The sequence below is a fragment of the Amycolatopsis thailandensis genome (genome assembly GCF_002234405.1).
In the GTDB taxonomy this organism is placed as follows: domain Bacteria; phylum Actinomycetota; class Actinomycetes; order Mycobacteriales; family Pseudonocardiaceae; genus Amycolatopsis; species Amycolatopsis thailandensis.
Genome location: NZ_NMQT01000006.1, coordinates 21,745 through 45,122 on the forward strand (window position 1 = coordinate 21,745; position 23,378 = coordinate 45,122).

The 23,378-nt window shown below is 67.3% G+C and carries 16 protein-coding genes and 1 tRNA gene; 3 read left to right on the forward strand and 14 right to left on the reverse strand.

The window, feature by feature from the left end; translation table 11 throughout:
- Window positions 1–28: 28 nt before the first annotated feature.
- From CFP71_RS01145 to CFP71_RS01185, 9 genes are all read right to left on the reverse strand, one after another.
- On the reverse strand, window positions 29–379 hold the full coding sequence (locus CFP71_RS01145; protein ID WP_005149488.1) for a rhodanese-like domain-containing protein: 351 nt from the start codon (window positions 377–379) through the stop codon (window positions 29–31).
- Window positions 380–427: 48 nt separating this feature from the next.
- The gene (locus tag CFP71_RS01150) at window positions 428–2,059 is read right to left on the reverse strand and encodes a solute symporter family protein (RefSeq protein WP_093931949.1); all 1,632 of its coding nucleotides are present in this window, start codon (window positions 2,057–2,059) and stop codon (window positions 428–430) included.
- Window positions 2,056–2,400 (reverse strand): DUF485 domain-containing protein, encoded by a 345-nt coding sequence (locus tag CFP71_RS01155; protein ID WP_208635850.1) that lies wholly within the window; start codon window positions 2,398–2,400, stop codon window positions 2,056–2,058. The genes CFP71_RS01150 and CFP71_RS01155 overlap by 4 nt, the downstream gene beginning before the upstream one ends.
- 140 nt (window positions 2,401–2,540) lie before the next feature.
- Window positions 2,541–4,310, reverse strand: coding sequence for a sodium/solute symporter (locus tag CFP71_RS01160; protein ID WP_093931973.1), 1,770 nt, complete (start codon window positions 4,308–4,310; stop codon window positions 2,541–2,543).
- 228 nt (window positions 4,311–4,538) lie between these two features.
- Window positions 4,539–5,063: a DUF485 domain-containing protein gene (locus tag CFP71_RS01165; protein ID WP_093931951.1), complete on the reverse strand. Its 525-nt coding sequence runs from the start codon at window positions 5,061–5,063 to the stop codon at window positions 4,539–4,541.
- Between the two features lie 9 nt (window positions 5,064–5,072).
- Window positions 5,073–5,909 (reverse strand): LytR/AlgR family response regulator transcription factor, encoded by an 837-nt coding sequence (locus CFP71_RS01170; RefSeq protein ID WP_167405956.1) that lies wholly within the window; start codon window positions 5,907–5,909, stop codon window positions 5,073–5,075.
- A 150-nt stretch (window positions 5,910–6,059) separates the two neighbouring features.
- Window positions 6,060–6,995 carry a glycoside hydrolase family 16 protein gene (locus tag CFP71_RS01175; protein WP_093931952.1) on the reverse strand — a complete coding sequence of 312 codons (936 nt, stop codon included), beginning with the start codon at window positions 6,993–6,995 and terminating at the stop codon, window positions 6,060–6,062.
- A 186-nt stretch (window positions 6,996–7,181) separates the two neighbouring features.
- Window positions 7,182–8,027 carry a S49 family peptidase gene (locus CFP71_RS01180; RefSeq protein ID WP_093931953.1) on the reverse strand — a complete coding sequence of 282 codons (846 nt, stop codon included), beginning with the start codon at window positions 8,025–8,027 and terminating at the stop codon, window positions 7,182–7,184.
- A 19-nt stretch (window positions 8,028–8,046) separates the two neighbouring features.
- Window positions 8,047–9,342, reverse strand: a complete 1,296-nt coding sequence (locus CFP71_RS01185) for a histidine kinase (RefSeq protein ID WP_093931954.1) — start codon at window positions 9,340–9,342, stop codon at window positions 8,047–8,049.
- A gap of 169 nt (window positions 9,343–9,511) precedes the next feature.
- Between CFP71_RS01185 and CFP71_RS01190 the strand changes: the two genes are divergently transcribed.
- The gene (locus CFP71_RS01190) at window positions 9,512–10,636 is read left to right on the forward strand and encodes a serine hydrolase domain-containing protein (protein ID WP_093931955.1); all 1,125 of its coding nucleotides are present in this window, start codon (window positions 9,512–9,514) and stop codon (window positions 10,634–10,636) included.
- A 78-nt stretch (window positions 10,637–10,714) separates the two neighbouring features.
- On the opposite strand, the gene CFP71_RS01195 is transcribed toward CFP71_RS01190, so the two are convergent.
- From CFP71_RS01195 to CFP71_RS01205, 3 genes are all read right to left on the reverse strand, one after another.
- Window positions 10,715–11,578, reverse strand: coding sequence for an Fpg/Nei family DNA glycosylase (locus CFP71_RS01195; RefSeq protein WP_093931956.1), 864 nt, complete (start codon window positions 11,576–11,578; stop codon window positions 10,715–10,717).
- Window positions 11,579–11,610: 32 nt separating this feature from the next.
- Window positions 11,611–12,051 (reverse strand): DUF983 domain-containing protein, encoded by a 441-nt coding sequence (locus CFP71_RS01200; RefSeq protein WP_093931957.1) that lies wholly within the window; start codon window positions 12,049–12,051, stop codon window positions 11,611–11,613.
- Between the two features lie 105 nt (window positions 12,052–12,156).
- On the reverse strand, window positions 12,157–13,716 hold the full coding sequence (locus CFP71_RS01205; RefSeq protein ID WP_093931958.1) for a sigma-70 family RNA polymerase sigma factor: 1,560 nt from the start codon (window positions 13,714–13,716) through the stop codon (window positions 12,157–12,159).
- Window positions 13,717–13,913: 197 nt separating this feature from the next.
- Here CFP71_RS01205 and CFP71_RS01210 point away from each other — a divergent pair.
- A tRNA-Gly gene (locus CFP71_RS01210) sits at window positions 13,914–13,986 on the forward strand.
- 312 nt (window positions 13,987–14,298) lie between these two features.
- Entirely contained in the window at window positions 14,299–16,056 is a 1,758-nt protein-coding gene (locus tag CFP71_RS01215) for a hypothetical protein (protein ID WP_093931959.1), read from the forward strand.
- 39 nt (window positions 16,057–16,095) lie between these two features.
- On the opposite strand, the gene CFP71_RS43280 is transcribed toward CFP71_RS01215, so the two are convergent.
- Both CFP71_RS43280 and CFP71_RS01220 read right to left on the reverse strand, forming a co-directional pair.
- Window positions 16,096–16,485 carry a hypothetical protein gene (locus CFP71_RS43280; RefSeq protein ID WP_143267005.1) on the reverse strand — a complete coding sequence of 130 codons (390 nt, stop codon included), beginning with the start codon at window positions 16,483–16,485 and terminating at the stop codon, window positions 16,096–16,098.
- A 22-nt stretch (window positions 16,486–16,507) separates the two neighbouring features.
- On the reverse strand, window positions 16,508–23,359 hold the full coding sequence (locus CFP71_RS01220) for an RHS repeat-associated core domain-containing protein (RefSeq protein ID WP_093931960.1): 6,852 nt from the start codon (window positions 23,357–23,359) through the stop codon (window positions 16,508–16,510).
- Window positions 23,360–23,378 lie beyond the last annotated feature (19 nt).

Sequence of the window (23,378 nt, forward strand, 5' to 3'; positions counted from 1 at the left end):
CTCGGCGGGTAGTGGCCTGGCTGCACGGTTACAGCACTTCGGGGTCGACGCCGGGATGGTCGCCGACCATCGGGCGCCCCTCCTGCTTCCAGGAGCCCATCCCACCGGCGACGTTCACCGCGTCCCAGCCGCTCGCGTTGAGCCACGCGGCGGCGCGGGCGGACCGGCCGCCGCTGCGGCAGATCACGTAGACGGGCTGATCGTCGGGCAGGTCGTCGAGTTCGCCGACGCGCGCGGGCAGTTCACCCATCGGGATGTGCTTGGCGCCCGGGGCGTGCCCGGCGGCCCACTCGTCGTCCTCTCGGACGTCGAGCAGCGCGACACCGTCCTTGGGCAGATCACGGACGGCGACGGTCGGGATGTCAGCAGGGCTCACCACGCTTCCATCCTCGCATCCCGGCCCGTTGCGCGCGCGTGAAGAACACCCTCAGTGCTGAGTCGCCTTTTCGGCACCGGCGCCGGTGAGCGAGCGGACCTCCATCTCCGCGTACTTCTTCTGGTTGTGGTCCTTGGACAGCACGGTTCCGAGCCAGCCGAGGAAGAAGGCGACCGGGATCGAGACGATGCCGGGGTTGTCGAGCGGGAACCAGTGGAAGTCGACGCCCTGGATCATCGAGGCGCTCTTCCCGGTCTTCGCGTCGACGGGCTTACCCGAAACCGCCGGCGAGAACACGATCAACAGCACGCAGACCGCGAGCCCGCCGTAAATGCTCCACAGCGCGCCCTGGGTGTTGAACCGCTTCCAGAACAGCGAGTACAGGATCGTGGGCAGGTTCGCCGACGCCGCCACCGCGAACGCCAGCGCCACCAGGAACGCGACGTTCTGGTTCTTCGCGAGGATGCCGCCGACGATCGCGACCGCCCCGATCACCAGCGCGGTGATCCGCGCGACGCGGACTTCGCTGTCGGGATCGGTCTTGCCCTTCTTGATCACGTTGGCGTAGACGTCGTGCGCGAACGAGGCCGACGCCGTGATCGTCAGGCCCGCGACCACCGCGAGGATCGTCGCGAACGCCACCGCCGCGATGAACCCGAGCAGCACCGGGCCGCCCAGTTCGAGCGCGAGCAACGGCGCCGCCGAGTTGGTCGTCCCCGGCGCCTTCGCGATCACTTCCGGGCCGACGAGCGCGCCCGCGCCGTAGCCGAGCACCAGCGTGAACAGGTAGAAGATGCCGATCAGCGCGATCGCCCAGACCACCGAACGGCGCGCGTCCTTCGCGGTCGGCACGGTGTAGAAGCGCATGAGCACGTGCGGCAGGCCCGCGGTCCCGAGCACCAGCGCGATGCCGAGCGACAGGAAGTCGAGCTTCGTCGTACCGGTCTTCCCGTACTGCTTGCCCGGTCCGAGCAGCGCTTCCCCGGCCTTGCCGCCCTTGTCGACGGCGGCCTGGAACAGGTTGGAGAGGTTGAAGCCGTACTTCCCGAGCACCCACAGCGTCATCGCGAACGCGCCCGCGATGAGCAGCACGGCCTTGATGATCTGGACCCAGGTGGTGCCCTTCATCCCGCCGATCAGCACGTACAGGATCATGATCACGCCGACGACGGCGATCACCAGGTCCTGGCCGAGGTTCCCCTCGATGCCGAGCAGCAGGTTCACCAGGCCGCCCGCCCCCGCCATCTGCGCGAGCAGGTAGAAGAACGAGACGGCGAGCGTGGAGATCGCGGCCGCCGCGCGGACCGGGCGCTGCTTCATCCGGAACGCCAGGACGTCGCCCATGGTGAACTTGCCGGTGTTGCGCAGCAGTTCCGCGACCAGCAGCAACGCCACCAGCCACGCGACGAGGAACCCGATCGAATAGAGGAAACCGTCGTACCCGTTGATCGCGATCGCCCCGGCGATACCCAGGAACGACGCCGCGGAAAGGTAGTCGCCCGAGATCGCGATCCCGTTCTGCGGCCCGGTGAACGCGCGCCCGGCGGCGTAGTAGTCGGACGCGGTCTTCGTATTCCGGCTCGCCCGGAAAACGATCACCAGCGTGATCGCCACGAACACCGCGAAAATGGTGATGTTGAGCGCCGGATTACTGCCCTGGACGCCCGCTGCCAGCGTTTTCACCGCTCGGTCCCCTCGACCTCGTGCCGGATCTTGTCCGCGAGCGGATCAAGCTTTCGGTTCGCGTATCGGACATAGAGACCGGTGATCACGAAAGTGGACACGAACTGGAGCAACCCGAAGACCAGGCCGACGGTGATGTTGCCGAAGAGCTTGGTGCTCATGAACCCGGTCGCGTAGTCGGCGAGGATCACATAGAGCAGATACCAGAGGAGGAACAGTGCCGAGACCGGGAAAACGAATACCCGGAGCCGCCGTCGCAACTCGGTGAATTCCGGGCTCGCCTGCACCTTTTCCCAGTCGGATTCCGGATCGGACCCGAGGCCTTGATCGGTATCACTCACTGCGGACCTCCCATCTACCTCAACCATTCGGTGATTTCGATGTCACGGAAGATCATGCCCCTCATGGGGCGTGAGAGGGGCAATCCATTTGAGTGAACGAGACGACTCTGTGTAGAGGGTCGCGACCCGAAAGGGTGACTTTACTTGCGGTGGCGACCCTTGCCGGTGGTCCGCGTCTTCTCCTCGGCCTGCCCGAACCGGGCGACCGCGCGATCGCGCATGAACCCGAGCGGATCGGGCGCGTGCAGCCGCAGCATCACGCCGTGGACGTCGTCCGGCCGCCCGTAACCGGTCGCCCGGCTCACCACGTAGGTGGTCAGGAACGCCGCCGGCACGGTGATCAGCGCGGGCTGGTTCGAGAACCACGGCGCCCAGCCGCCGGTGTACTTGCTGACGATGTTGGCCACCAGCGCGGTCAGCACCAGGCCGCCGCCGACGAGCATCCCCGCCAGCGCGCCGGGCCAGCTGAGCTTGCGCCACCAGACCCCGAGCAGTAGCAGCGGGCTGAACGTCGACGCGGCCAGCGCGAACGACATCCCGACCGAAAGCGAGAGATCCTCCGACGGCAGCAGGACCGCCAGCCCGAACGGGATCAGCGCCACGATCGCCGTCGCCACCCGGAAATCGCGGACCCGCCCGGGCAGCACGTCGGTGGACACCACCCCGGCCACGCTCACCAGCAGCCCGGACGAACTCGACAGGAACGCGGCGAAGGCACCGGCCGCGGTCACCGCGCCCAGGATCTGCCCCCCGACCCCGGGGAGGACCGCCGACGGCAGCAGCAGGACGGCGGCGTCGGTCTTCCCGGTCACCAGAAGCTCGGGGACGTACATCCGCGACAGCGCGCCCAGCAGTGTCGGGAACAGATAGAACAGGCCGAGCAGCAGCAGGACGTGCACCGTCGTGCGGCGCGCGGCCTTCCCGTCGGGGTTGGTGTAGAAGCGGACCAGGACGTGCGGCAACCCCATGGTGCCGAGGAACGTCGCGAGGATCAGCGAATAGACCTGCAGCAGATCGGTGAGACTGCCCGAGCCCGGCCGCAGCCAGTCGCCGTTGGACGTCGGCGCGTCGCTGACCACCGGGACCGGGGTGCCCGCGGTGAACTTCAGCGTCGTGCCCTTGGCGACCTTGTGCCCGGCTTCCGGCGTCCACACCGCGAAACCGTTGGCACGCGCGCCTTCCACCTGACCGTAGGCCTCGAGCACGGTCACGGAGGTGACCTTCAGCGTGACGTCGGCCTGCACCGAGACCGTGGTGTTCTCGGGGAACGCCGGCGGGGCGGGCTGCCCCAGCGGGCGCGCGCCGCCCGGCGGACCGGCGCCGAGGAACACGATGCACAGGATGAACGTCGGCACCGCGATGGCGAACAGTTTCAGCCAGTACTGGAAAGCCTGGACGACGGTGATGGCGCGCATGCCGCCCGCGATCACGTTGAACCCGACCACACAGGTCACCAGGATCGCGCCCGCCCAGGCGGGCACCGGCAGGATGGTCGCCAGCGTCAGACCGGCGCCTTGCAGCTGCGGGACCATGTAGAGGATCCCGATGAACACCACGAACGCCGTCGAGACCCGGCGCAGCATCGTCGAGCCCAGCCGCATCTCGACGAAGTCCGACAGCGTGTACGCGCCCGACCGCCGCAGCGGCGCGGCGACGAACAGCATCAGCGCGAGGTAGCCCGCGGTGAAACCGATCGGAAACCACAGCGCGTCGGCGCCGTCCTTGAGCACGATGCCGGCGACGCCCATGAACGACGCGGCGGACAGGTACTCACCGGAGATCGCGGCGGCGTTGCGCCGGGAACGCACGGTGCGCCGCGCGACGAGGAAGTCGTGCGTGCTGACCGCCGACCTCGAGGAGCGATGCCCCAGGTAAAAGGTCAGGACCGCGACCAGCACTATGCCGGCCATGGACAGTGTCATTTGATCGCGCGCTGACGGAAACGCGTCGCCAGGGCGCAGTGATCTTGGAAAGCCTCGTAGTCGGTAAGGCGCCCTGCCGCCACGATTCCGTGGCCTTCGGCCGAAAGAGGGCGCGCGACCGTGAAGTCTCTCAGCGCTGGCGCGCTTCGAGACGGCGTGGTCGGGTCAGCCTCACCTCTGTTCACACCAAGGATCCTCGCATGTGCAGCTCCGCAATCAGTTCTCGATCATGTCGACGAAGTCGCGTTCATGACGTTCGGCGAGCCGGTTGTACCAGAGCCCGATGCCGAACAGGAACGGGAAAGGTGCCACGCCGAGGATCAACCACGACAACGGGATGCCCACGACGATCACTCGTCCGAAGGACGGGATCAGGTAGAAGAGCACCGGCAGTGAACACAGGGTGACCATCACCAGCAGCGCCAGCAGGGAGGCCGTCCGCAGCTGGATCTTCACCAGGTCCCGGACCAGGAGTTTTCCCCAACTGGTCTGTTCTTCGAGTTCGACCCGGGCCCGCAGGGTGCTCGTGGCCTGTCGCGGATCGGCGAGGATCACCCGTTGCCGCTTGGGTTTCGCGTGATGCTCAGGCTTGGCCTGCTCGTGCTTCGGGCCGGACGGCGCGCCGGGCACGGGCTCGACGGCGGCCCCCTCGGGTGGCGCCGGTTTCTTTGTCCTGCCCTTGCCGAGGGTCGGGTCCGGTTCGCGGACCCCGTTGACCCGCCGGTAGTAGTCGTCGGTCATGGGCCGCCGCTACGTCGACCGGTTGGCGCCGACCAGCCGGTCCTTGAGCGCGCGCGTGTGGCGGCGGCTCACCGGCAGCACCTTCTCCTCGTTGCCGATGACTACCTGGTAACCGCCCTGGCCCATGCGCAGCTCGGTGATCAGCGGCAGCGAGACCAGGAAAGACCGGTGGATCCGGACGAAACCCGCCTTCTCCCAGCGTTCTTCGAGCTGCGCGAGCGGGATGCGGACCAAGTGGCTGCCGTCGGTGGTGAACAACCGGGCGTAGTCGCCCTGCGCCTCGACCCAGCGAACCGAAGAGCGCGGGATCAGCTTCGTGGTGCCCGCGAGTTCGACGGGGATGACCTCGTCGTCGTTCTTGACCTGCCCCGGGCCGCCTTCCTGGCCGAACTGCGGCGCGGCGTTGGCGGCGAGTTTGTCGATCACGCGGGTGATCGCGCGGTCGAGCCGATCCTGTTGGTACGGCTTCAACACGTAATCGAGCGCGCCGAGGTCGAAGGCGTTGACCGCCTCTTCCGCGTGCCCGGTCACGAAAACCAGCGCCGGCGACGGGCGCAGCGCGGCGAACACCCGCGACATCTCCATCCCGGACAGACCGGGCATGTCTATGTCGGCGAACACCGCGTCCACGATCGGCAGGCCGCGCGCCTTGCGATCGGCCAGCCTCGGGTCGTCGGCGGACAGCAGGCGCAGCGCCTCCGAAGCGTCTATCGCCGGATAGACCAGGGCGACGTGCGGGCTGTTCCGGAGACAGTGGACGAGTTCGTCTAGCCCTTTGGGCTCATCGTCCACCGCCAGGACAATGAGCTTCCGGGTGTCATCGTGAGCACTCACAGTGAGACGCATCCTGCCTATTGCAGGGTTCCTTGTCCAGCCCGCTTCACGAAAGTCGAACGAAAAGGACGGCACCGGCACCCCCGCGCCTGGGGTTGCCGGTGCCGTCGTCTTTTCCGGTGACACGAACCGCCTAGCCGTGCCACATCTGGGGGTCGATGCTCAGGCGCCGCGGGTCAGGACCGTGACGTAGTCGACGAGCATCGGGTGTCCCGGAACGATTCCGGGTCCGGGAGTGGTGGTGCCGGAGTTGTTGTTCGGGAACGCCCCACCGATCGCGAGGTTCAGCAGCACGAAATAGCCCGCGTGGCCGGTCATGTTCGCCCAGGTGGTCGCGTCGACCTGGTTCTGGGCGACCGAATGGAACCGCTGCCCGTCGACCAGCCAGCGGAACACCTGGGGACTGGCGCTCGTGTCCCATTCGAACGTGTAGGTGTGGAACGCGCTCTGGCAGCTCGCGCCGGGGCAGGTCCGGCTGCCGACGAGGCCGGTGGTCTCGTTGCACGGGCCGCCGGGGCTGACGCCGCAGTGCAGCACGCCCCAGACCGAGTCGATCCCGTTGACGTTCTCCATGATGTCGAATTCGCCGACGGCGGGCCAGTTCCAGTAATCGCCGCGATACGGCGAGCCGAGCGCCCAGAACGCGGGCCAGTAGCCGAGCGCCGCGGCGCCGGTGACGTTCGGCATCTGGATGCGGCCTTCGATCCGCAGCGCGCCACCTTGCGGCGGTTTGAAATTCGCGCGCTGCGTTTCGATCCGCGCCGACGTCCAGTTGCCCGCGCCGTCACGCAGCGGCGTGATCCGCAGGTTCCCGGAACCGTCCTGGGCGAGGTTGGCGGGGTCGGCCGTGTAGTTCTGGATCTCGCCGGTGCCCCAGTTGGCGGGGCCGCCGGGATACGCGTGACCGGTGTCGATGATCCAGTTCGCGTTCGACGGGAGCGAACCCGCGGCGCCGGTGAAGTCGTCGGTGAACACTGTGGCCCAGCCGGACGGCGGGGGCGGGACGGCGGCGGACGCCGGCCCCGCGAGCGGGATCGTGATCAGTGCCGCGGCGAGCGCGGCCTTCCAGCGGCCCCGGCGGGGAGAAGTAACGGACATCAGGCCTCCTCGTCAACGTTGTCGAGGTTTGTTGCCGTTCACAACAAAGCGGTATGTCCGATATGAGACCTGGTCTGAACCACTTACGCCTACCACCGTTCGGGTGAATCCCTCCCGCCCGCAAGCGCAATGAAGGGGCCTTTCATCGCAAATTTTGCAATGAAAGGCCCCTTCATCTCACGCGCGTCAGAGGCCGAAGCGGCTCCAGGCGGCCTTGGACTGGACAGCGTCGAGCAGGGCGCTCGCCGCGGCCGGTGCACCGATGCCGAGCCGCGCCAGCAGCGGCTTCTTCGGTTCGGCGACCGCGATCTCGGCGTCCGGGTACCGCTCGGTGATCACCTGGCGCAGGCTGCCGACGCCGTCGATCAGGCCGAGCTCGACCGCGCGGGCGCCCAGCCAGACGTCTCCGTTGAACAGGTCGTCGGAGCCGGAAAGCCGGTCGCCACGGCGCTCGGTGACCCAGTCGACGAACAGTTCGTGGAGCTGGCCGTGCATCTTCTTCAGCCACTCGACGTCTTCCGGCTTCTCCGGGCTGAACGGGTCGAGCCGGGACTTGTTCGTCCCCGCGGTGTGCAGCCGCCGCTCGATGCCGAACCGCTCCAGCAGGCCGGTGAACCCGAAGCCGCCGCTGATCACGCCGATGGACCCGACCATCGACGTCCGGTGCGCGTAGATCTCGTCGGCGGCGCAGGCCAGCCAGTAGCCGCCGGACGCGGCGACGTCCTCGGCGAAGGCCAGGACGGGCACGTTCTTCTCGTCGGCGAGCTGGCGGATCCGCTCGGCGACCAGGCCCGACTGCGTCGGCGCCCCGCCCGGCGAGTTGATCTGCAACGCGACGGCCTTCAACCGCTCGTGCGCGAAAGCGCGGGTCAGCGCCGACTCGACGGCGGCGAGGTTGATCGACCCCCTGGCCAGCGGTGAGGGGGTCGGCGTGATCACCCCGTGCAGCTTGACCACGGCGACGACGTCCTTGCGCTCACCCCGGTCGCCGATCATCGGGAGACGGGAGGTCAGCTTGTCCGCAACGCTCATACCCCCAGGTTACCGACGTTCAGGAGGGCAGCACGCCGCTGCGCGAACCGGTCACCCCGCTGGACTCGTTCGGGCCGCCCTGAGGCGGGACGGCGGCGCTGTCGGCGGAGAAGTCCGGCAGGTTCGGCCGCACCCCCGGCATGAACTTCGGCACCCGCAGGGTCACCTTCATGCCGGCGCCGGGCGCCGTCTCGACCATGAGCGCGTAATCGCGGCCGAACACCTGCTGCATCCGCTGGTTGATGTTGCCGAGGCCGACGTGCGCGCCGGTGCGGTGCTGGCTGCGGAGGTCCGCGAGCTTCGCGGGCTCCATGCCGATGCCGTCGTCCTCGACGCTGATCAGCGCCTCGGCGCCGTAGTCCTCGGCGATCACCGTGACGCAGCCGCCCGAAGGCTTCGACGCGAGACCGTGTTTGACGGCGTTCTCCACCAGCGGCTGGATGATCAGGAACGGGACGACCACCGAAAGCACCTCGGGCGCGATCTTCATCCGCACTTCGAGCCGTCCGCCGAACCGGGCGTTCTCGATGGTCAGATACCGGTCGATGTTGCGCAGTTCCTCGGCGAGCGAGGTGAACATGCCCGACGTACGGAACGAGTAGCGCGTGAAGTCCGCGAAGTCCTGAAGCAGTTCTCGCGCTTCCTCCGGGTCCGTCCGGATCAGCGACGAGATGGTGTTCAGCGCGTTGTAGACGAAGTGCGGCGAGATCTGCGCGCGCAGCGCCTTGATCTCCGCCTGCTGGAGCTGGTTCTTCGATTCGTCCAGGCGCGCGAGCTCGAACTGGGTGCAGACGAACTGCGCGACCGCGTCGGCCATCTGCACCAGCCGCCCGCGCGTGCGCCCGACGACCAGCAGCGCCGCCTCGGTCTCGCCCTCGACGATCAGCGGGACGATCACCGCGGTCCGCATCCGGCAGGTGCCGCGGTGGTTGCACGGCATCTTGTCGTGCGCGACGACCTCGCGGCGATGCTTGCGGATCGCGTTGCCGATGGCGTCGACGAGGTCGACGTAGTGGTCGTTGGCCTCGCCGTCCCAGGACAGCAGTGTGCCTTCGCTGTCGGTGATGCCGACGGCGACGCAGTCGAGCATCTCCAGCAGCTGACTGGTGATCTTGTCGGCGACCTGCTCGTCCAACCCCTCCCGGAGGTCCGGTGTCGCCTTCGACATCCGGTGGACGGCCTGGAGTACCGCGTTCTCCACGATGCTCGCGGGTCGCCTCAGCTTGATCAGCAGGACGACGACGAGGATCGCGAGCAGCAGCGCCACACCCCAAGGGATGATCTGCGCGATCTCGAGCCCGGACACGGCGTCCATGCTCTGCGCTCGACCAACCGGGTGCAAGGTTTGCTCCCCACTTTCCGTTGAGTTGTGACAACCGAGGGTGGGGCCGACCCTACCCAAGACCGGGGTGGTCACCCCATGGTCACTCCCCGTGGCACGGAGAAGACTGTGCGCAGGCAATCGCTTCCGGGGGAGGAACACAATGCGCGGATCGGGGAAGCTCGCGGCGGGCGCGCTGGCGGGGGTCCTGCTGGCGGGCGCGCCGGCGGGGACGGCCGCCGCTGCCGGGGATCCGGTGCGCGCGGCGGTCGGGCACCTGGTCGCCGAAGGGGGTTTCCCGGGAGCGGTCGCCTGGGTCCGGAACGGTGAGGCGGTCTCGCGCTTCGGCGCCGGGTACGCGAACCGGGTCACGCGCGAAGCCGCGGGGCCGCACCACCGGTTCCGGACAGCCAGCAACACCAAGGCGTTCGTCGCCACGGTCGTCCTGCGGCTGGCGGGCGAAGGCGCGCTGTCGCTCGACGATCCGATCGAACGGCGGCTGCCCGGTGTCGTCCGCGGGCCGGGCTACGAACCGGAAAAGATCACCTTGCGCATGCTGCTGAACCACACGAGCGGCGTGCACGACCCGCTGGACCCGCACTTCTTCGACCCGTACCTCGTCGAGGGGAACCGGGCCTACGTCTACCCGCCGTCCGAGGTGATCCGGCGTTCGCTCGTCGACTCGCCCTCGTTCGCGCCCGGCACTGACGTGGAGTACTCGAACACCGGATATCTGTTGCTGGGCAAGGTGATCGAGCAGGTCACCCGCAACGACGTCCGCGAAGAGATCCAGCGCCGGATCCTCGATCCGCTCGGCCTCGACCGGACGTACTTCCCGCTCCGGTCCCCGTTCCTGCGAGGCCCGCACCTGCACGGGTACGACCTGAGCGGGCAGGACATGACCGTGTTCAGCCCGTCCTACGACTGGACCGCGGGCGCGATGGTCTCGACCGTCGACGATCTCGCGACGTTCCATCGCGCGCTGCTGGCGGGACGTTTGCTGAAGCCCGCGCAACAGGCCGAACTCGAACGCCTGGTGCCGTCTGGCGAGTTCGGCGCGTATGGCGCCGGTGTCGAGACGATCAACCTGCCTTGTCCTGGCGGGCCGAAGACGGTCTGGGGGAACACCGGGGCCGGACCGGGGTTCTACAGCGTCTCGATGAGCACCGAGGACGGCTCGAAACAGATCGTGCTGGCACTGAACGTCTACGACCTGGCCAAGGACGTGGCACACGAGGATCCGCTACCGAGCAGCCCGCTTCCCGCGATCGCCGCCGCCCTCTGCTGACCCCCGCGTTTCGTCCTCTGGATGCGGTAGTTGCGCACGCAAGTACCGCATCCAGAGGACGAAATGCGGGGTGGCGCGTCACTTGAGCAGGCGCGACATCCGCCGGTCGGCGAGGGGCTTCCCGCCGGTCTGGCAGGTCGGGCAGTACTGGAAGGACTTGTCCGCGAAGGAGATCTCGCGGATCGTGTCACCGCAGACCGGGCACGGCAGCCCCGTGCGCGCGTGCACCCTCAGCCCGGACCGCTTCTCTCCCTTCAGCCGGGCCGCGGACTGGCCGACGGAGCGCGTCACGGCGCTGATCAGCACCTCGCGGATCGCTTCCGAAAGCCCGTCGAGAGCTCCCTCGGACAGCTTTCCGGTCGTGGCGTAAGGAGAAAGCTTCGCCATGTGCATGATCTCGTCGGAGTAGGCGTTGCCGATCCCGGCGATCAGCGACTGATCGGTCAGCGCCGTCTTCAACCGTTCGGTGCGGCCGGTGAACAGCTTCTCGAGCCCCGTGCGATCCAGCGAAAGCGCGTCCGGCCCGAGCCGCGCGATACTGGCGACCTCTTTCTCCGGGTCACGCACGATCCAGACCGCCAGGCCCTTCTTCGTGCCCGCCTCGGTGAGGTCGAAGCCAGGCCCGGCGGCCGCGTCGAGGTGGACGCGGAGCGAGATCGGCCCCTTGCCGGGTTTGAGCGGCGTCGGCGACAACGCGTCGGACCAGCGCAGCCAGCCCGCCCTCGCCAGGTGGACGACCAGATGGAGATCCCCGGCGACGAGGTCCAGGTGCTTGCCGAACCGGCCGGCACCGGTGACCTCGCGACCGTGGAGCTCGGTCCACGGCGGTGTCGCCGTCTTCAGCACACTCAGGGACGACACGTCGACACGGAAGACCGTCTTGCCCACCGCGTGTTCACGCAGGTGGTGAGCGAGCGCTTCGACCTCGGGTAACTCGGGCATGGCCCCAGTCTCGCGCGTTCAGGCCGCCGCGACTACTCCACCGGATGCAACGGGCCGTCGAAATCCGGCAGCGAGTGCTTCTGGATGGTCTTGGTGATCTTCGAGACCTCGCCGCGCACGGTGAACATGCCGCGGATGCTGCCCACCCAGCGTTCGGACGGCCTGTCGCCCGCCAGATCGCCCTCGGTCTCGGCGACCACGGTCCACGGGCGGCGCAGAATCCACCGCAACGGGAAGAACAGCGCGATCAGCAGCAACGCCAGAGGAACCCAGGACGGGATTCTCACGTCGGCGGGGGTCCACATGATGAGCACGATCGCGAGCAGCGAAGTCACGGCGATCATCGCGATACCCGGGCCATAGCTGCCCGCCACGTCGTGCTCGAAATCGTCCGCTGTCGCGGGAGCACGCCATTCCATCTGGGCTCGGACCACCCAGTCACGGCCGTCCTCGCCGTGCACCAGCCGGTTCATTCAGTCGCCTCCCGCGCGGCCGCTCGCTCGTCGTGAGCGAGCTCCACCGTACCGTGATGGCGGCCGGATTCGCGAGAGTTCGAAGGGGGAATGCCCGCTCGGGCGTTATGGGCACGTCGGGTAGTCGACACCCGGTTCCGGATAGTGGGAAGTCGGCTTCACCGGGCTCGGCTCGTCTTCCGACGGCTCGCCGGACGGCGTCTCGGCAGAGCTTTCGGGAGTGCCCGTCACCGGCGAAGAAGACTCTTCCGGGTCAGTCGTCGACTCCGGCTTGCCGGACTCCGAAGGATCCGTCCCGTCCCGCGGCGTCGTCGTCGCGGTCGGGCTCAGCGACTCCTCGGTGGGATTGAGCGACTCCCCCGGCGGGATGTCGTCCCGTTTCGAGGTGGTCTGGTTCGAGCCGGTGTCCGGCACCTCGTTCCGCGGCGAAGTCGCTTCGTGCAGCGGCTTGCCCTCGGACTCGGCTGGAGGCTGGACGGCGTCACCGCCGCCCTGCTCGCTCCTCGCGGTGCCCGCACCCGGCAGGCTCGGCATGTCGGACGCGCCGAGTTCGGCACTCGGCCCCCGCCCGGTCTCGGACGGCTGCGAACCCTTGCCGTGCAGCTGATCCTCGGCGATCCGCTGCGGCGGGATCTCCACCGGCTGATCACCGACGGGCGGAGCGACCTGCGCCGGCAGCAACGCCAGCTCCGGCAGCCCGCCCCCGGAGAGGCCGACGGTGTGGGAGACGTCGGTACCGAACACGGCCGGACCGGCGACGATCCCGACCGCGCCCGCGGCCGCCGTCGACGCCACCGCCAAACCGACCTTCACCTTCGACCCGAGCAGAAGCCCCTTGACCGACGCGGCGAGGCCGGACAGCGCCCCGCTCGCGTGGGCACCGGCGGCCGCCGGCACCAGCAGCGCCACCACACCGGCGTGCGCCCGCAGCGAAGAACAGACGTCACGCAGCTCGTCGTGCGTCGCCCGGCAGGACTGGCACCCGATCAGGTGACTCTTGATCCGGCGGGCCTCGGCCCCGGTGACGCTGCCCGCGGTGAACCCGCCCAGCTTCTCCACCACCGCGCGGCACGAATCCGGCCCGCGGTTCACCGACAGATGCGCCTGGAGATACGCCGCCCGCAGCCCCTGCCGCGCCCGCCGGGCCAACGCCGCCGTCGCGTTCGCGCTCAACCCGAAATGCGGCGCGACCATCGACGGCTGCTCGCCCTCGACCTCGGTCTGCCACAACACCGAACGCCAGCGCTCCGGCAGACTCGTGAACGCGGTCGTGATCAGCGAATGCTCAGCCGTCCGGGCATGCGTGTCCGCGCCCGCCCCGGCCCGGAAGGTCAGCTCGTCGTCGCTCACCGGCACGTCACGGCGCGCGCCGTGCCACTCCCACGAGACCCGGCGAGCCACCGTCAGCAGATACGCCCGCACGTAGTCTCGCGGCCCGGCACCCCGGCGCAACGCCTGGAGCACCCGGAAGAAGGTCTCGGCCGTGATGTCCTCGGCCTCCGACCGATCGGAGGCCAGACTGCGCGCCAACCGCCGCACCGCCGCGGCGTGAAGTTCGAAAAGCTCCCCGAAGGCGGCGTCCTCCCCATCACGGAGCCGCTGGAGCAATGCCTGCTCGTCGGATTCCGAGGCCGCCTGAAGCGGCACCGTGCCCTGCTCGGTCATCCGGCCAGGCACCTCCTCCCCGAAGGACTCACCATTCGGTCGAATGGGGACACCATACGGAGGTATGCAGCCGTCGTCACCCCTTGTACGCCAGGTGTGACACCAGAGCACCTGTAGGGGTGGGTCAAAACCGCTACAGACGGTCGGTGTATGGTTGTTCCACTGCTTCAAACGAGTGCCGGAGCAGGGCAACACACGCGGATGTAGCGCAGCTGGTAGCGCATCACCTTGCCAAGGTGAGGGTCGCGGGTTCGAATCCCGTCATCCGCTCGCATGCGGGCACACTGTGTCCAGGGAACGCCTGGACCATGGCCTGCTCACCATGATTCCCGGGGGCCGAGCCCCCGGACCCCCACGGTGCCTGCACCTCACCCTCACGGGTGGGGTGCTTTTTCGTGGGGTTTTCGGGGTTTTGTTTCCTTTGGCCTCTGAACCTGATGGTTACTACGTGCTACATGATCGGTGAGCGGGGTCACACGACCGTAGTAATTCGAATTTGTGCATATGTCGACCCGCTGGCGACGGGTGCCACCTGGGGGTTCGGTACTTTGTGGACCGGATCTTCGAGGTGGGGAAACACGGATGAGTGAAAGCGCACGCGACGGCGGCACCGTCGCGACCTTGGAAGCCCAGCAGCGGGCATCTGAGCCCGGCAAGTCCGCGAAGCGAGGCCTGTTCGACAAGCTTCCCCTCTGGGCCCTCTGGGCATTGACCGCGCTACCGATCCTGCTGTCGATCACCGAGGTCCTCCGCGCTCCCAAGATCAACCACGCGGATTACTGGGTCGTCCTCGGCCTGACCGCGGACACGAACGGCAACCTGGACGTCGCCCAACTGTTCCACCTCTACCACGAGCACCCGATCGTGCTGGTCGGCCTCGTCTTCTGGCTCGACGCGAAACTGTTCGCCGGCACCCAGACCCCACTCGGCTTCCTCAGCGTCGTCCTCGCGGCGGGCATGTTCGCCGCGCTGTGGAGCATGCTGCCCCGCACCCTCACCGGCCTGCGCCGCGCCGGCGTCGTCGCCGGACTCTCCGGCCTGGTGTTCTCCGCGGGCACGGTCGAGTACTTCGGCGACGGCATGATGGGCGTCCAGTGGCTCCTCGGACTCGCCCCCGCCGTCATCGCGATCGCCTTCGCGCACCACGGCAAACTCGTCCCGGCCTTCCTCTTCGCCTTCATGGGCAGCCTCGGGCACGGCGTCGCGTTCCCGGTCTGGATCGTTCTCGCGCTCGTCCTCTGGCTCCGGGGCGAGAGCCGGATCAAGACCGCCCTGCCACTCGGCCTCGGTCTCGTCGTCTTCATCCTCTGGCGCGTCGCGCCGTGGCCGCCGAGCTACCAGAAGCCGAACGTCGTCGGCGCCGACACCTACCTCGGCGCGATGACCAGCACCATCGGCCAGTCCTGGTCCACCAAATCCCCTGATCTCGCGTTCCTCGCGGGCGCGCTGACCGTCGGCCTCTTCGGCTTACTGATCGCGGCGGCCGTGAAACAGCGGCTCGCGGCCAAGACCGAGAACTTCACCGGCACCCTCGACGGCCCGGCACCGGTCGCGGCCGTCGCGGGCTGGTTCGGCCTCGCCGCCCAGGTGACGCTGAACGGCGCGATGATCGGCGTCAGCCGAGGCGGCTACAACGCCACCGAAGGCATGTCGTCCCGCTACGTCGGGATCGGCCTTCTGGGTGTCTGCGCGGTGCTCGTGCTGCTGGTGACCCGCGGCCCGCGCGCGTTGCGGCTCAAGGCGATCCCGCTGGCGCTTGTGATGGCGCTGTGTGTCTACGCGATCGGGAACACGGCCGCGGGCGCCACCCGCTACCGGTACGCCTACCAGCCCGTCCTCGCGGTGGCGATGCACGTCAACGCGGGCGGGGTGATGGCCAAGATGTTCGCCTACACCGACTTCCTCGAACAGGAACGGACGATGGGCATCTACCCGTTCACCCCGGACTTCACCCTGGGCTGCGGCGCGGGCGGACCGGAACTCGGAACGACCGTCGACCTAGCAAAGGCCGTCGAACTCAAGGGTCCCGGCTACGGCACCAAGGACACCGCCGGTGCCGTCGACACCGCACCTGTCACCGGCGACAAGCAGATCAACGGCTGGGCGCTCATCGGCGGACAGCAGGCCCAGTGCATCCTCATCACGGACGGCGGGGGCAAGGTCGTCGGCGGCGGCACGGTCGGACTCCCCCGCGACGACATCTCACAGTTCATGAACGGCACCGGCCGCTCCGGCTGGCAGGCCGTCGCGGCCCCCGAGGTCAAGGACCCGGTCGTCCTCGCCTATCGCGACGGCGTCTACCACCGCATCACCACGATCAAGGACGCGGGGAAGGGCTAGAACAGAACTCCCGCAAAGGAGGCGATCGAGGTGTCGGCGTTATTCACAGACATGCTCACAGTCATCGGTAACGGTATCGAGAATTATGCGACCGCCAATTTCAGCCAATCCCGCTATCAGGTTCGCATCAAATCCGACACTATCCTGCCCACGCCTGGGCTCCCAGCCAATGAGAACATTTATGTCAATGGCCCGGCGACCGAGGTCGATAAGACCACTTCGATACATTTGAATCGTTTCGGCAAGCAGGTCGAGCTGACTGTCGAGCGATTCATACCCCTCCCCGTAGAAGTCCACCTTCCACCAGTTGACACCAGGTCTACCCTTGGCATCCAGATCCGTCGACCTCCCAAGAATGCCCTCGACATCGCCAAGAGATAGAACATCCAGCGAAACCCGCAACGAGACCCTTGCCCACGACTCTTGCATTTAAAGAAACCAATCTCATTGACTAGCGCCGACGCCCCTTGGAGTATCCTCCCCTGCCATAACCATCTCCGTCCGAGAAATTATCGTGAATGTTTCCGATTGAATCCTCGGCAGGGCAACCACAGGGCATCTTGGTGTGCATTTCTCCGGAGTCCAGATCAACCATGATGTCCGGATTTTTTCTGGCACCGCCGTATTTACCATCATTCTTCTCGGCATGAATCGCATCCCTGACTTCTCGAACTTCTCGCCCGAGCGCACGTGCGATCTTGGGGTATTTGTCGGCAAACCTTCCATCGGGACGTACATAACCGTCGCCGCAGTTGTGAACCAGCAGCGAAGTGCCGCTACCACCGACGTAGAAGGCGTGGATGTCGTCGATCGTGAGGTCGTGGACGGGCGACACCTGCGTGAAGTGCCGAACCGCGGTGACGACCGATGACCGACCATCCGGCGAGTGTAGGTGCTGACCAGGAACCAGGTCACCGATCGCTACCCAGTCATCGGCCTCCTCCACCCAGACGAGGTGCCAGTCCGTGGCCACGATGGTGCCCGAAACGCCATCGGACTCGACAGTGACCTCGGTCCGCTCGTCCTCGTCGTCGTGCACGATCGTGCCGACCACACGGCGCCGCTCCAACCCGCCGGTCTCCGGGTCTGTCGTCTGCACTTCATCGCCGATCCGTACTTCTTCGATCGGCTTCGTAGTGCCGTCCGACATCAAGACCTGCGTACCGGGGACGAAGCTGTTGCAAGTCGACTCGCTCGCCGCGGCGGCACCGCCCATGGCCGCGGCCGCCGCACCGACGACGCCTTCGCCCTCGCTGACCGCGACGACAACTTGGACCGCGTTCGCCGCCATCTCGGCGTCGGCGAGGATGCGCTCGGTGTCGGCGATGACCTTCTGGGCTTTCTCCACCTCACGCCCGAAGGTCGCCAGTGCCCGCGCGCCCTTCCAGAAGCTGGCGACGATCTCGCCGACCTTCAGGATCTTGCCCCAGGGGATGAAGTTGAGGAGGGTGCTGATGCACGAGCCGACCGAGCCCTCGATGCAGCCCATGATGTCGTCCCAGCCGATGAGGCTCTTGATCAGCTCACCGGCCGCGTCTATGAAGACGTCCCATTTGGACTTCTTCACGACGGCTTGCGCTTCTTTGTAGGACTTCTCGTTATAGCCCCGCTTGGCTTTCTCCCGCTGCTCGGCCGCGTATTTCTTGCCCTGCGGCGAAGACGGGGAACTCGCCATGACGGTGCAGCTGCCCTTGCAAGCAGCCGCCTGTTCGGTGCCTTCGCGGCAGAACAGGCCGTCCTCGCCCATGTGGAAGCAGGCCGACATGCCGGACGGGTCCGTCATGGTCACCGGCGAGTTGTTCGCGTAGGCGTAAGGGTTCCACAGTTGCGGGACAGCCGGATCCAGCACCGGGTCGGTCTTGGTGAACCGGCCGGTCCCCGGGTCGTACTCGCGTGCGCCGAGATGAGTCAGGCCGGTCGCGTCCTGGTAGCCGCCGACGAAGCCGTGCTTGTCCGGCCAAGTGGACGGCGCAGGGCCGCGCGGGTTGCCGAAGGGATCCATGTAGCGCTGGGTGGGGGTGAGCGTCCCCGCGGAGATCGCCAGGCCGTTCGTGCCGTGCAGATCGCCGAGCATCCACTTGAGGGCGGAGCCACCGACTCGCACCGCGACCTGGACCCCGCCGTGCTGGTAGAAACGGGTCGCGGTCACCCCCGTCGTGCCGGTGGTGATGACCAGTTCGAGGTCGCCGATCGCCAGCGTGGTGCCGGTCGGAGCGCGGGTGACGAGCCGGTTGCCGTCGGCGTCGTAGATGTACTTGCTCGCCCCCGAAGCCGTCGTGACGCCTTCGGTCCTCCCCTCGTGGTCGTAGGTGAACGTCTGGGTGTCTCCGCCGACGTTCCGCGTCAGCATCGAGCCGGCTTGGTCGTAGGTGTAGCCGCTCGTCGAGGTTCCGTTCGGGCCGCTCGTGTCCACCTTCTGCAAAGCGTGCGGCTTGACGGCGGTCGGCCCGGCCGCCGGGTAGGTGGACGTGCTCGTGACGTCACCGGTCGACTTGTGGTCGACCTCCTTCGTGCGGTTCCCGGTCTTGTCGAAGGAGTACGACTTCCAGTACGGCGCGGCGCCACCGAGCGCCGAAACGGACTTTGCCGTCGCGCAGTCGGCCGAAGACGGAGTCCACGCTTCGGTCATCCGCCGCTGGTAGTCGTATTCGAAACACTGGGTGTCGGCCGGCGCACCTGACGGAGTGTCGGAGATCTTCGTGACGTTGCCCGCCGGGTCGTACCCGTAAGTCCGGTTGGTCAGCTGTGAACCGATCTGGGTCGCCCGGTTGACGGTGGTCGTCTGCGGGCGTCGGGTGACCTCGTCGTAGGTCTGGGTCACGCCGACGTTCACGGTGGACTTCTCACCGTCGAACTGCATGCGGGACATCTCGTTGAACGAGGTGTAATCGGTCTTCGACACCAGGTTCGTGGTCGTGCCCAGGGAGTCGATCGCGTACGTCGTGGACGGCAGTCCGAGCTCGTTGTACGTGTGCCGTACGTGTTCGAGCGGCAGGTTGCCAGCCTTCGGACTCACTGTGGACGCGACAGCACCCGTCGCCGTGTAGGTGGTGCCGAACTCATAGGTCCCGGCCAAGCCCGTTTCGACGGCCGGCACATCGACGGCGTTCTTGGTCGGCCTGCCGTACTTGTCGTAGGCCACGACACGCGTGACATACGCGTCCGTACCCACCCACCGGGTCGACGAGGCGGGTAGGCCGATGCCATTGGTCACGGTGTCGTAGGACCAACTCGCCAGCTTGGTGCCCGTGGCGGAGTCAGCGTTGGTCTGGGTCTTACGCCCGAGTTTGTCGTAGGTGTAGAAGGTGGCCTTGCCACGGGAATCGGTGGACGAGGTCAGCTGTCCGCCGTCGTCATAGGTGAAGGTCGACTCTCCCGCGTCCGGGTCGGTCTGCCGGATCTTGCGGCCGCGCAGGTCGTAGCCGGTCGACCAGACGTTGCCTGCGGCATCGGACATCGACGTCATGGCGCCCGCGGCGTTGTACGTGTAGTTCGTGACGTCGGCCGGATTGGCCGCTCCCGGTGTGTACCCGTCCGTGTAAAGCAGCCGCTGAACGGTCTGCCCGTGCACATCGGTCACCACGGTCTGCGGTGACGCGCCCCTCGGCGGAATGGTCGTGACCCGGTCACCGCCGTAGATGGTCGACGTCTGCCACTGCTTGACGCCCTTGGACATCAGGATCGACGCCGTCGCACGGGCACGGCTGTCGTACTCCGTCACGGTCTGGTTGAACACCGTGTTGTCCGCGACGGTCACCAGCTTCGCGGCGGGCCCGGAAGCGTCGTTGAAGTAACCGTTGTTGGACTTGAACGGAAGCCCGCGTGAGTCGTAGACGGTATCGCTGATGATCCGGCCGCCACCGGATGCGACGGACTGCGCCTGCCTCGTCCTCCCGAGGCCGTCGTAGATCGCATACGACGTCGTGTATGCGCCGTTGTCCTGCAACGCTTTCGTCGCCACCGTCGTGGGGACGGCGGTCGGTGAAGTCGCCGCGTCGGTGTACTCGAAGGTCGCTGTCGCCTTGTCGCCGTCGACCTTGCTGCGCCCTGGATTCCAGACCGCCGTCTTACGCCCGAGAGCGTCGTAGGTGATGTCCGTGCGGACCTTGTTCACGTCGACCGAGAACACCGGGTTTCCCCGCGCGGGTTCCTTGGTGGTCGTCGTGACCCAGCCGAGGGGGTTCGTCACGGCGACCTCGGTGACCTGTCCGCCGGCGCTGTGCGTGTACGCGGTCTTCGTCACCGCGCCGGTCACGTCGGTCGACAACGTCTCACGGCCGTACTCGTCGTACTTGTTCGTCGCGGTGGTCAAGAACTTCTTGCCCGTGGCGTCCCAAGCGCTCAGCGTGTCGGTACGCGTGATGTTGCCCGCCGTCGGCGGGACACCGAAGGCCTGCTCGTCATAGGAGACCTGGGCGTTGGTGATCACCGTGGACGCCGTCGCCGTACCGGCGCAGGTCCCGGCGAACATCACGACTTCGCTCGACTTGTCGAACATCCCCGTGGCGCTCGGGACGTAGGTCGTCTTGGTACAGGTGTCGTCCGTGGCGACGCCGGTGTCGCCGAGGTCCTCCTGCTCGATGACGAGGCCGTTGTCGTTGAACTTCTTGTTCACCTGGTTGCGGCGATAGGTCTTGCCGTCGGACAGCAGGGTGCGGCCCCGCACGGTCGCGGTGTCCACCGAATGTGCTTTGAGCAGGCCGTCCGCGCTCGTCGCCGTCGGACCGCGGACCCAGGGATCGTTGATGGCCGAGTTGTCGACCGTCGTCGTGCCGGGGAGGTACGTCCTGGACTCGCGGAGGAAGCCCTGCAAGGGATCCTGATCGACGATCGTTCCCTTTTCGGAGTCCTCGACCGAGACCGTGCGCTTGCCGCCGTTCGGCAGGTGGTCGCCGTCCATCCCGCGCAGATACACCGACTCCGTCACCGTCTGGGTGGCGGATGGCTGACCGATGGACGTCCGGACGACGCCGTAGCCACGCCACTGGCTCCAGGTCTTCCGCTCCTTCGGCGTGAACTGGCCTTCGTCGTAATGCCACGCGGCGTCGCCGAGGTAGTCGTAGTGTGTCTTGACCGCGACCCCGCCAGCGGTCAGGTCTTCTTCGGAAACGTCCGTGACGACGTACTTGTGGAACCAGTCGAGGACAGGGTCCTTCGCCGCCGGAGGGCTCCAGAACGACGCGTAGCAGCGCATCTTGTCGGTCTCGGGTGACGCGGGCATGCGTGACCCCGCCACGCAATCAGGACCTGAATAGGCGACGCCGATCCGCCCGCCTGTCTCGGTCCTGATCTCGTTGACCCGATAGCGGGTGATCGGCGAGTACTTGTCGCCGACCGTGTCGACCCTGTTCGCGAACATGAATCCGCCGAACGTCGTCGCGGGGAGGGTGATGCTCCCGCCACCGCCCTTCCCGGTGTGGGTGACCGAGGACAGCCACAGCGCGGGCGGAGAGGCGTCACCTGTCCCGGGGAACGTGTGGGCCAGGTTCCAGACGTCGACATCGGTCTGGGTGCCCGCGTTGTTGTACTGCGTCCGGACCGTGGTCAGCCGTTTGCGGGTGAAGAACGCAGGCGACCCGTAGTCGCAGGGTTTGTCCTTCGCGCAGATCTGTTCGGACGGAACGTCCGGCCAGGACGAGGCGGTCGTGGAGTTCAGTTGCTCGGGGGCACAGGTCACCGCTCCGGAAGGGAGGCAGCGCTCCGCGGTTTCGAAAACGACCTGGTTCGTGGGCGCCGAGCCGTAGACACTTCCGTCCTTCAGCCGCAGGCCGTACTCGATCCGCAGCGGATACCCACCGGCGGTGTACTCGGTTCCGGCGGTGGTGACGTTCTGATTCAGCCCGTAGTAGTTGATCTCCGGCTGGTAGTAGTAGGTGCTGGCGTTCCCGTGCGGGTCCACCACGTAGTCCAGGTTCCAGCGCCACGGTTGGCGGCACGACGAGCCGGCGAAGTTGTTCGGCTTGTAGCAGGCTTCGCCGTCGTTGTTGCCGAACACCGGGACCGTCCAAGCGGACTGGGTCTCGGGTTTGCCGGACGACCAGCCGGGTGGGCGGTTGAGTCCCAGGAAGTACTGGGTCCCGTCACCGGTGGTGACCTTCCAGTGCTGTCCGTCCTGGGCGTTGTTCGTGGCTCCGGTGAGCAGTTCGATCTTGGAGCCGTCGTCGTTCTTCGGCCGCCACTGGTTCGTGCCGGCGAGTTTGATCAGCTCCGTCGACTTGCCGCCGAGGACGAGGGTCGCGTTGTCGATCCCCCAGCACTGGTCACCGGTCTTGGTCTGCCCGTTGTTGCCGCCGAGGTCTTCGCTGCACGGCAGGTAGTTGCGGACCACGTAGCCGCCCGGCGTGAAGTCCCATCCATCGCCGACCCAGGAAGCCTGGTTGTTGGTCGCGGACGTCAGTCCGTCGACGCCGCTGGACGAGTACGAAAGCCCGAGGCTCGGCGCCGCTCCGCTCGGCGCGGACGGGACCGCGAACGGGTAGTTGTAGGAAAAGCTTCCGGAAGAACCACCGCTGGACCATGACCCGGCCGCGGACAACGGCTGAGCGGACACATTTCCGCTGGAGCCGCTCGCCGCGGCCGTAACCGCGAAGACCCGAGGTGCGTTTCCGGCGACCGCGACATCCGCCGAGACCTGCCGCGTCTTGCCGTTGTTCACCGTCCCGGCAACCGGGGTCTTCGTCCGGCACTCGGCCTTCTCCGGTGTCGTCAACGCGCAGCCCGGCAACTCCACCAACTGCAGCCGATCGGCCCAGCCACCGCCGTACGCGCTCCCGAACGCCCGATAGTCCACCGCGACGTTCACCGGTTCGGTCCCCACGCCGGTGTCGGCCACGGACAGCACCACACCACGGAGTCCTAGCGCGTCACTGACTTTCTGGTCGGCGACACGGACCCGGACTTTCGGTGCGGGCCCTGCCTTTTTGGCGGTGGCAGTGTCCTTCGCCCGTGCCCAGCCGATCTTCACCGGGGTGCCGTTCGCGGCGTTCTGGACACCGAGACCCTGCGGCTGCCGACTGTCGCGCGCTCCGGCGAGCACTTCGACCTCGGTTTCCGCCGCTCCCGGCCAAACCGGTGGAGTCACCTTCGCGTCAGGCAACACCGGCGGCGGCGACGCCGGGGCGACAAGCGGCGTGACTGGGACGCTCTGGTCCTTCTGGCCCGGTCCGAGCGACCAGCCCGGCGCCCGCCCCTTGCTTTCGAGCGCGATCGCCGAGCCACCGGACGCCAGCATGATCGCAGTCACGGCCAACGAGGTGACGCGGGAAAACCGGCCGATACGGGTCCAGCGAGTGTCTTTACGCATGACGAAGCCTGCCCAAGGT

Excerpts from the sequence above, each read along its gene's own strand:
- CFP71_RS01160 (WP_093931973.1), bottom strand. The coding sequence starts at position 4,310 with ATGGCCGGCATAGTGCTGGTCGCGGTCCTGACCTTTTACCTGGGGCAT.
- CFP71_RS01165 (WP_093931951.1), bottom strand. The coding sequence starts at position 5,063 with ATGACCGACGACTACTACCGGCGGGTCAACGGGGTCCGCGAACCGGAC.
- CFP71_RS01170 (WP_167405956.1), bottom strand. The coding sequence starts at position 5,909 with ATGCGTCTCACTGTGAGTGCTCACGATGACACCCGGAAGCTCATTGTC.
- CFP71_RS01175 (WP_093931952.1), bottom strand. The coding sequence starts at position 6,995 with ATGTCCGTTACTTCTCCCCGCCGGGGCCGCTGGAAGGCCGCGCTCGCC.
- CFP71_RS01180 (WP_093931953.1), bottom strand. The coding sequence starts at position 8,027 with ATGAGCGTTGCGGACAAGCTGACCTCCCGTCTCCCGATGATCGGCGAC.
- CFP71_RS01185 (WP_093931954.1), bottom strand. The coding sequence starts at position 9,342 with ATGGACGCCGTGTCCGGGCTCGAGATCGCGCAGATCATCCCTTGGGGT.
- CFP71_RS01190 (WP_093931955.1), top strand. The coding sequence starts at position 9,512 with ATGCGCGGATCGGGGAAGCTCGCGGCGGGCGCGCTGGCGGGGGTCCTG.
- CFP71_RS01195 (WP_093931956.1), bottom strand. The coding sequence starts at position 11,578 with ATGCCCGAGTTACCCGAGGTCGAAGCGCTCGCTCACCACCTGCGTGAA.
- CFP71_RS01200 (WP_093931957.1), bottom strand. The coding sequence starts at position 12,051 with ATGAACCGGCTGGTGCACGGCGAGGACGGCCGTGACTGGGTGGTCCGA.
- CFP71_RS01205 (WP_093931958.1), bottom strand. The coding sequence starts at position 13,716 with ATGACCGAGCAGGGCACGGTGCCGCTTCAGGCGGCCTCGGAATCCGAC.
- CFP71_RS01215 (WP_093931959.1), top strand. The coding sequence starts at position 14,299 with ATGAGTGAAAGCGCACGCGACGGCGGCACCGTCGCGACCTTGGAAGCC.
- CFP71_RS43280 (WP_143267005.1), bottom strand. The coding sequence starts at position 16,485 with ATGCAAGAGTCGTGGGCAAGGGTCTCGTTGCGGGTTTCGCTGGATGTT.
- CFP71_RS01220 (WP_093931960.1), bottom strand. The coding sequence starts at position 23,359 with ATGCGTAAAGACACTCGCTGGACCCGTATCGGCCGGTTTTCCCGCGTC.